Source organism: Holdemania sp. (assembly GCF_986127675.1).
On sequence record NZ_CFQZWI010000126.1, the window covers coordinates 1 to 6,974 of the forward strand.

General features: G+C 50.1%; 11 protein-coding genes, 1 tRNA gene and 1 pseudogene. 12 read left to right on the top strand and 1 reads right to left on the bottom strand.

Going from position 1 to position 6,974, the window contains the following annotated elements; genetic code table 11:
- The 9 genes and pseudogenes from AC5OW4_RS13615 to AC5OW4_RS13655 all read left to right on the top strand — a co-directional run.
- Positions 1-897, top strand: a pseudogene (locus AC5OW4_RS13615) (RelA/spoT family protein); the annotation flags it as partial.
- 64 nt (positions 898-961) lie between these two features.
- Positions 962-1,435: a SpoIIIAH-like family protein gene (locus AC5OW4_RS13620; RefSeq protein WP_072684288.1), complete on the top strand. Its 474-nt coding sequence runs from the start codon at positions 962-964 to the stop codon at positions 1,433-1,435.
- 77 nt (positions 1,436-1,512) lie between these two features.
- Entirely contained in the window at positions 1,513-1,851 is a 339-nt protein-coding gene (locus AC5OW4_RS13625) for an Asp23/Gls24 family envelope stress response protein (protein ID WP_159432779.1), read from the top strand.
- Between the two features lie 51 nt (positions 1,852-1,902).
- Positions 1,903-2,307, top strand: a complete 405-nt coding sequence (locus AC5OW4_RS13630; RefSeq protein WP_493677093.1) for a PPC domain-containing DNA-binding protein — start codon at positions 1,903-1,905, stop codon at positions 2,305-2,307.
- Complete coding sequence (locus tag AC5OW4_RS13635; RefSeq protein WP_072684291.1) at positions 2,307-3,161, top strand: patatin-like phospholipase family protein; 855 nt, start codon at positions 2,307-2,309, stop codon at positions 3,159-3,161. Before AC5OW4_RS13630 ends, AC5OW4_RS13635 begins: the two co-directional genes overlap by 1 nt.
- A 288-nt stretch (positions 3,162-3,449) precedes the next feature.
- Positions 3,450-3,992, top strand: a complete 543-nt coding sequence (gene infC, locus AC5OW4_RS13640; RefSeq protein ID WP_072684292.1) for a translation initiation factor IF-3 — start codon at positions 3,450-3,452, stop codon at positions 3,990-3,992.
- Positions 3,993-4,014: 22 nt separating this feature from the next.
- Positions 4,015-4,209, top strand: coding sequence for a 50S ribosomal protein L35 (gene rpmI / locus AC5OW4_RS13645; RefSeq protein WP_006059109.1), 195 nt, complete (start codon positions 4,015-4,017; stop codon positions 4,207-4,209).
- Positions 4,210-4,229: 20 nt separating this feature from the next.
- Positions 4,230-4,589 (top strand): 50S ribosomal protein L20, encoded by a 360-nt coding sequence (gene rplT, locus AC5OW4_RS13650; RefSeq protein WP_072684293.1) that lies wholly within the window; start codon positions 4,230-4,232, stop codon positions 4,587-4,589.
- An 88-nt stretch (positions 4,590-4,677) separates the two neighbouring features.
- Positions 4,678-4,753, top strand: a tRNA-Glu gene (locus tag AC5OW4_RS13655).
- Between the two features lie 55 nt (positions 4,754-4,808).
- Here AC5OW4_RS13655 and AC5OW4_RS13660 read toward each other — a convergent pair.
- A complete protein-coding gene (locus AC5OW4_RS13660) occupies positions 4,809-5,033 on the bottom strand; it encodes a helix-turn-helix domain-containing protein (RefSeq protein WP_072684294.1) in 225 nt (74 codons plus the stop codon).
- 350 nt (positions 5,034-5,383) lie between these two features.
- On the opposite strand from AC5OW4_RS13660, the gene AC5OW4_RS13665 reads away from it, so the two are divergent.
- The 3 genes from AC5OW4_RS13665 to AC5OW4_RS13675 all read left to right on the top strand — a co-directional run.
- Entirely contained in the window at positions 5,384-6,229 is an 846-nt protein-coding gene (locus tag AC5OW4_RS13665) for an Mrp/NBP35 family ATP-binding protein (protein ID WP_072684295.1), read from the top strand.
- On the top strand, positions 6,217-6,603 hold the full coding sequence (locus AC5OW4_RS13670; protein ID WP_072684296.1) for a NifB/NifX family molybdenum-iron cluster-binding protein: 387 nt from the start codon (positions 6,217-6,219) through the stop codon (positions 6,601-6,603). The genes AC5OW4_RS13665 and AC5OW4_RS13670 overlap by 13 nt, the downstream gene beginning before the upstream one ends.
- 94 nt (positions 6,604-6,697) lie before the next feature.
- Positions 6,698-6,974: GNAT family N-acetyltransferase (locus AC5OW4_RS13675; protein ID WP_493677094.1), on the top strand; the 277-nt coding region annotated here is incomplete at its 3' end.

A 6,974-nucleotide genomic window follows, 5' to 3' on the forward strand; every position in this document is an offset into this window, starting at 1 on the left:
GAGCTGCAGATCAAATCCATGGTGCATTCCTTCTGGAGCGAGATCGAGCATCAGGTCGTCTATAAAAACACCCAGTACGTGATGTTTGACAGCTTCATGAAAGATATTCTGGCTTCAATCCGCGATAATCTGGACGTCGTCGATCACCAGCTGGAAATCGTCTATACGCAGATTCTCAATCAGAATAAAGACAAGGATATCGGCATGAGCGAACGCGGCTTCAAGATGTTCATGGCGAAATCGATCAGCGATCTGTATGCGATTAAGATGATCGAGTCGATCGGGTTTACGACCGATTTCAAGAAATGCAGCGCCGTGCTCAGCCAGTACATCTACATTAAAGATTTTGTCCAGTCGGACCAGCCGCAGCAGAAAATGGTCGAATATTTCGAACATTTCAACCTGCTGAAAATCAGCGATCTCGATTTCACGGAACCGATCACGCTGGAAAAAGAATTCATTCATTACGATCCGTTCTGCGATGTGCTCGGCCGCTATTGGCAAAGCATCATCAACATTGATTTTGAGTGGCACGTGTTCTTCGTCATGCTTTTTGCGATCCAGCCGGGCAACAACATTCAGGACTTCACGATGTTTGTCGAAGTGCTGAAATCGCTGATTGTCAATCGTTTCTGGTACGAGAAAAAATTCACGACGCTGGACAGCGTCAGCGCTCAGACGATCCGCGACGATCTGCTGCGGTGCGTCGCGGAAGCGATGGTGGAGGTCGGCAAGATCGAGATCATCCACGAAGACCGCCTGCTTCAGATCATGGAGCTGTTCCACGATGAAATCGACGGTCTGGACGATGCGTTGGGAAGTATGGAGGAATATCAGCTGCAGCGCAAGGATATTCTGGCGCAGCTGAAGCATAAAATCTGCGCTCTGTTTTATTGACAGTCAAATCGCTCATAACGGACAAGCCTGCCGCATACAGTACAAGTGAGCAGGAGGCCGTGATATGAATAAACAGGCATTTGCATTTCTCACTTTATTTACATTGATTCTGATGCTTTCAATCTACTATGTGACGCTGCCGGCCGATCAGGGACAATTAAATCCCGATCAGCTTTTAACCGGACAGAACGAGGATCAGGATTCCCTGGCCACGATGCAGCAGCAGCTGCAGGACAAACATAATGCCCAGGCCCAGAACTCTCAGGCAATCGTCGCGTCGCCTTCAGCCAGCACCGAAGAAAAACAGGATGCCTTGCAGCAGGCGGGACAGGTGGAACAAAACAGGAAAACCGAAGAAACGATCGTCGCGGCGCTGAGTCAGGCTGGAATGGAGGGATGCGTGGCGGAACTGCAGGACGAGGTCGTGCGGATCGGCTGTCCGAAAACGCTGGCCGGCGCCGAGAACGCGTCCAAGATCATGAAGATCGCCGCGGATCAGCTGCAGGATGAACGGGTGCCGGAAGTCACGTTTAAGTAGACGGCGCTAAAAATAAAAACCCCGTTTCATTTTCTTTGGCAAGTTTGGCTTTCTCTGGTATAATAGGAACAAAGAAGGTGAATAAATTGGCTCAGGAATATATTCAGATTAAAGAAAAAGACGAAGGCACAGGCCTGATTGCCTTATCAAAAGGTGTATTTGAAACGATTGCCCAGATCTCGATCGACGACGTCGATCAGGCGTATGCGATCGAACCGACAACGCTGAAGAAACCGATTCAATGCAAAATCGCGAACAACCGTTTAAACGTCATGGCGGAAATCAAAGTAAAATTTGGAGCCAACGTGAATGCGGTCTGCGAAACACTACAGGATCGGATCTATCAGAATATTCTGCAGATGACCAGCCTGAAATGCAATCTGGTTGACGTCAAGGTCGTTGGATTTCTCTTTTAACAAACAGCCGGATTTCTTCCGGTTTTTTCTTTTTTACAGGAGGTATTGAAGATGAATACAGAATGTTTCAGAGTGCTGCCGGGACAGGATCTGGCAAAGACGATTGAACGCTATTGCGCTGAGCGTCAGATTACCGCCGCGGCGGTTGTGGCCTGTGCCGGATGCCTGCGCTTCGTCCGGTTTCGGATGGCGGACGGCGTTACGATCTATGAAAAACAAGTCGATGCGGAGATCGTTTCGCTCAGCGGCACGATCAGCGAACAGGGAATGCATGTGCATATCAGCGTCTGCGACCAAAAGCTGCATACCTTCGGCGGCCATTTAACCTCAGGCTGCATCGTCAATACGACGGCCGAGGTCGTCCTGCTTCATCTGGATCAATGGCGGCTGACGCGCACGCCGGATCCGGCGACCGGTTATGACGAGCTGAACGCAGAAAGGATCGGTGAAGCGTAATGGGAGAAACGAAAATCGGTCTGGTGCTGGAAGGCGGCGGGATGCGCGGCGTGTATACCGCAGGTGTGCTGGACGCTTTTTTAGATGCCGGCCTGGAATTTGACGGAACGCTGGGCGTTTCCGCCGGCAGCTGCCATGCGGCCAGTTTTTTATCGAAACAGCGCGGCCGGGCTTACCGCGTCAACGTCAGCTACCTTAATGACTGGCGCTATTGCAGCGCACGTTCATGGCTGACCACCGGTGATTTCTTCGGCGCGAAAATGCTTTACGATACGATTCCCAATCAGCTGGATTTGTATGATCATACCGCGTTTGAACAACGCCGCGGCTGGTTTCGCGCCGTGGTCACCAATCTGGCGAGCGGTGAAGCGGAATATCCGGTAATCGAAGATCTGCATCGCGATATCATCTGGCTGCAGGCGTCCAGTTCGCTGCCGTTATTGTCGCGCACAGTCAAAATTGAGGGACAGGAATATCTGGACGGCGGGATCAGCGATTCAATTCCAGTTAAGGAAGCGATGCGCCTGGGCTGTGAAAAGAACGTTATCGTCTTGACCCAATGCGCCCAATACCGGAAAAAACCGAATGAGCTGATGCCATTGATCCGCGCGAAATACCGCCGCTATCCCAAGCTGATCGAACTGATGGCGACCCGTCATCTGCGTTATAACGAAACATTGGAAGAAATTGAAGCGCTGAAGCAGCAGGGCAAAGTCTTTGTGATTCAGCCGCAAAAACCGGTCACGATCGGCCGGCTGGAAAAGAACCGCAGTGAGCTGCATGCCTTATACCGCGCCGGTGTGGAAGACGGCGCCGCGCAGGCGGAAGCGCTGCGGGAATTCATGGGACGCTGAAATCAGGACGAAGAGAACGTCCAGTCCGGTATGGATCCGGCTTGTTCAGCAGGGAAACGCCGCCGGGCTGACCGTTTGCATGTCCAAAGCAAATTCGGATAAGTTTTGGAAAAAACCTTTGACAAGCCGCAGGTTCCATGGTAAAGTAAACAAGCAAAGAAAAAGTATGTAGAAAGTAGAAGTGCCCCTTCTCACCTGATGTCCTTCAGACTTGGGTTGACGCTGCAAACACAAAGAGAACTGTGTAAGTAGAAGCGGGTATTCTAGGAGTACCTGCTTTTTTGTAGTATGGAGGTGTCGTTTATTAGCAAGAAAGTCATGACCAACGATGATCTGGTCAATGAAAACATTCGTTTCAAAGAAGTCTTAGTCATTGGCCCTAAAGGAGAGCAGCTAGGCGTGATGATGCGCCGGGAGGCCCTGGAAAAAGCCTACGATTATGAACTTGATCTGCTGTGTGTCGCTCCAAATGGAAATCCGCCGGTCTGCAAGATTGTCGATTACGGACGGTATCGTTTTGAGGCGCAGAAAAAGGCGAAAGAAGCCAAGCGGAATCAGCATGTCACAGAGGTTAAACCCATGCGCTTATCCCCGGTTATTGATACGCATGATTTTGAAACCAAACTTCGTCAGGCCCGCAACTGGGTTGAAGATGGAATGAAGGTTAAGATCGATATGCGCTTTCGAGGCCGTTTGATCACGCGCCTGGAGGTCGGTAAAAAGGTTATGAATAGCTTCGTCGAACAGATGTCGGATATTGCATCCGTTGAAAAGGCTCCGGCCCTGGAAGGCAATACGATGTCTGTGGTTCTGACACCGAAGAAGAAATAAAAAAGTATAGGAGGACTTGATTATGCCAAAGATGAAAACAAAAAAGGCGCTGGCAAAGCGTGTTAAAAGAACAGGCAGCGGAAAACTGAAGAGAAGCCATGCTTATATCTCTCACTTTGCAGCGAACAAAACTCATAAACAGAAGGTACAGCTGAGAAAGTCGGCACTGGTTGACAAGACCGACATGAAGCGGATCAAGTACCTGATTCAGGACTAATTAGAGGAGGACGTTAGAACATGCCAAGAGTAAAAGGCGGAACTGTAACCCGCGCAAGAAGAAAAAGAACATTAAAGTTAGCGAAGGGCTATTTCGGCTCGAAGCACCTGCTGTATCGTACAGCTCATGAACAGGTCATGCGTTCTCTGCGTTACTCCTATATCGGACGTAAGCAGCTGAAGCGCGATATGCGCAAACTGTGGATCGCACGAATCAACGCAGCAGCGAGAATGAACGATATGAGCTATTCTCAGCTGATGCACGGCTTAAAGCTGGCCGGCGTTACGATCAACCGCAAGATGTTGTCGGAAATCGCGATTCACGATGAGAAGGGCTTCAAGGCAATCATCGAAACCGCAAAGACGGCATTAGCGAAATAAGTCAGAACCCCGATGAAAAAAAAACGGTGCAAATTGCACCGTTTTTTGTTGAATTTGCCGCAGGAATAAGCTATAATAATTAAGCACTGGCTCGTTGGTGAAACGGTTAACACAGCGCCCTCTCAAGGCGTCATTCACGGGTTCAAATCCCGTACGAGTCACCATAGATAAAATAAGACCCTTATCCAAGGGTCTTTTTGTTGGTTCAGTGCAGAAAACTCAAAGCGAAGTTTCGCAATCAGAATCGGCTGGCCGGATACAGACAATTTTTTCAATCGGGACCTCCAGAATCGAACACAAGATATCGACGGTGACTAAGGTCAGCGGCTTATTTTTGCGCATGCGATGAATCGTACCGCGGCTGATATTATGATGGTAGATCAAATCGTACTGGGTTACGCCGGTTTCCTTTAAGGTTTTCCAAAATGGACTGTAATCGATCATAAATTCACCTCATTTCATTACCATTCTAAGCGGTGAACGAAAAGGTTAATATTGCCAACAATTCAGGAATATAGCCGGTTAAGTGAAGGAAAAGCGGTTTTCGTGGTATTCTATCCCTGTTTTCCGGCTTTATTCCTCAGGGATTAGGATCTGCAGTAAATCTTGAAAAATGTAAAAAAAAGCTGGAAATGTCAGGAAATTACCGGAAATTAACCGCCCTTTAAATCCGTATTCGAACAATTGGGAGAAAATTTGGGAAGCAATTTGAAAGATTTCAGGCACAGCGTTGGATTGTTCGGCTTAGAAATGATATAATACATAACGTCAGAAAAGAATTGAGGTATTACGATATGAGCGAAACATGCAATCACGACTGCGGCAGCTGCAGCGCTAACTGCGCCAGCCGGCAGGAACCGCAGAGCTTTTTGGAAAAACCGAATCCGAACAGCCGGATCCGCAAGATCATCGGCGTCGTCAGCGGCAAAGGCGGCGTCGGCAAATCATTAGTCACTTCGTTGTTAGCGACGACGATGCAGCGGCGCGGACATCAAAGCGCCGTCATGGACGCCGATATCACCGGACCGTCGATTCCGAAGGTGTTCGGGATCCATGGCATGGCGTATGGGAACGACGACGGCATTCTGCCAGCCGTCAGCTCGACCGGCATTCAGATCATGTCCGTCAATCTGATGCTGGACAATGAGGAAACACCGGTGATCTGGCGCGGCCCGATTTTAGCCGGCATGGTCAAGCAGTTTTATGGCGAAGTCATCTGGTCGGACGTCGACTTCATGTTCGTCGATATGCCGCCGGGAACCGGCGACGTCCCGCTGACCGTATTCCAGTCGCTGCCGTTGGACGGCATCGTCGTCGTCACCTCGCCGCAGGAGCTGGTTTCCATGATTGTCGCCAAAGCCGTCAACATGGCGAATATGATGAACATTCCGGTATTGGGCGTCGTGGAAAATATGAGCTATTTGGAATGCCCGGACTGCGGCAAGAAAATCGAAGTCTTTGGTCACAGCAAGCTCGATGAAGTCGCGGCTGAAAAGGGTCTTGATATTCTGGCGCGGCTGCCGATCAATCCGCAGTTTGCCAGTCTGTGCGACGCCGGCCGGATCGAAGATTTTGAAGGCGATTGGATGACGAAAGCCGCCGAAAAACTGGAAGGATTGTTGGAAAAATGGAACAGGTAGCAGCGATTCCTTATGAAAACGGACAGGTTTTCGGACATTACGGCAAGACGCGGCAATTTCTGATCGCGACGATTGAAGCAGGAAAAATCGTAACCAGCGCGATTGTGCCGACCCAGGGCAAAGGCCATGGCGAACTGGCGGGCTTTTTAAAGGAACACGGCGTCACAGCGTGTCTGTGCGGCGGCATGGGCGAGGGTGCTTACCAAACGTTGAGGGCGCAGGGCATTGCGGTTATCCGCGGCGTCAGCGGCAGCGCGGAAGCGGTGCTGGCAAGCTACGCGCAGGGCCGGATTGCGGATGATCCTGAAGCAGTCTGCACGCATCATCATGATCATGACGAAAGTCATAGCTGCAGCTGCGGAAAACATTCGTAAGAATTTGAATCCTGTCATAAAGGCTTAAGAAATTGAGCCTTTTTTTCATTTCCCAGCTCGGCTATAATGAAAGAAACAAAGGTAGGAGATTGCGATGAACATCAAGAAAATGATCGGAGAGAAAGTCATTTTATCCCCGTTGGACAGTCGGGAAGCGGAGCGGCTTGTTCATTGGGTCAATGATTTGGAGGTAACGCTGGGCACGACGCTGGCCGCTACCAGCATGACCTTGGATAAGGAAACTGAAATGTTAAAGCAGATGGAGCAGGGCGGCCGGGATTTTTATATCGTGGCCCGCGACAGCAGGCAGCCGATCGGCACCTGCGGCATTACGAACTGGGATCCAATCAATCAGTGGGCCAGCGTCGGGA

Coding starts and splice junctions, on each gene's coding strand:
- AC5OW4_RS13630 (WP_493677093.1), top strand. CDS start 1,903: ATGAATACAGAATGTTTCAGAGTGCTGCCGGGACAGGATCTGGCAAAG.
- AC5OW4_RS13660 (WP_072684294.1), bottom strand. CDS start 5,033: ATGATCGATTACAGTCCATTTTGGAAAACCTTAAAGGAAACCGGCGTA.
- AC5OW4_RS13635 (WP_072684291.1), top strand. CDS start 2,307: ATGGGAGAAACGAAAATCGGTCTGGTGCTGGAAGGCGGCGGGATGCGC.
- AC5OW4_RS13670 (WP_072684296.1), top strand. CDS start 6,217: ATGGAACAGGTAGCAGCGATTCCTTATGAAAACGGACAGGTTTTCGGA.
- infC (WP_072684292.1), top strand. CDS start 3,450: ATGGAGGTGTCGTTTATTAGCAAGAAAGTCATGACCAACGATGATCTG.
- rplT (WP_072684293.1), top strand. CDS start 4,230: ATGCCAAGAGTAAAAGGCGGAACTGTAACCCGCGCAAGAAGAAAAAGA.
- AC5OW4_RS13665 (WP_072684295.1), top strand. CDS start 5,384: ATGAGCGAAACATGCAATCACGACTGCGGCAGCTGCAGCGCTAACTGC.
- rpmI (WP_006059109.1), top strand. CDS start 4,015: ATGCCAAAGATGAAAACAAAAAAGGCGCTGGCAAAGCGTGTTAAAAGA.
- AC5OW4_RS13620 (WP_072684288.1), top strand. CDS start 962: ATGAATAAACAGGCATTTGCATTTCTCACTTTATTTACATTGATTCTG.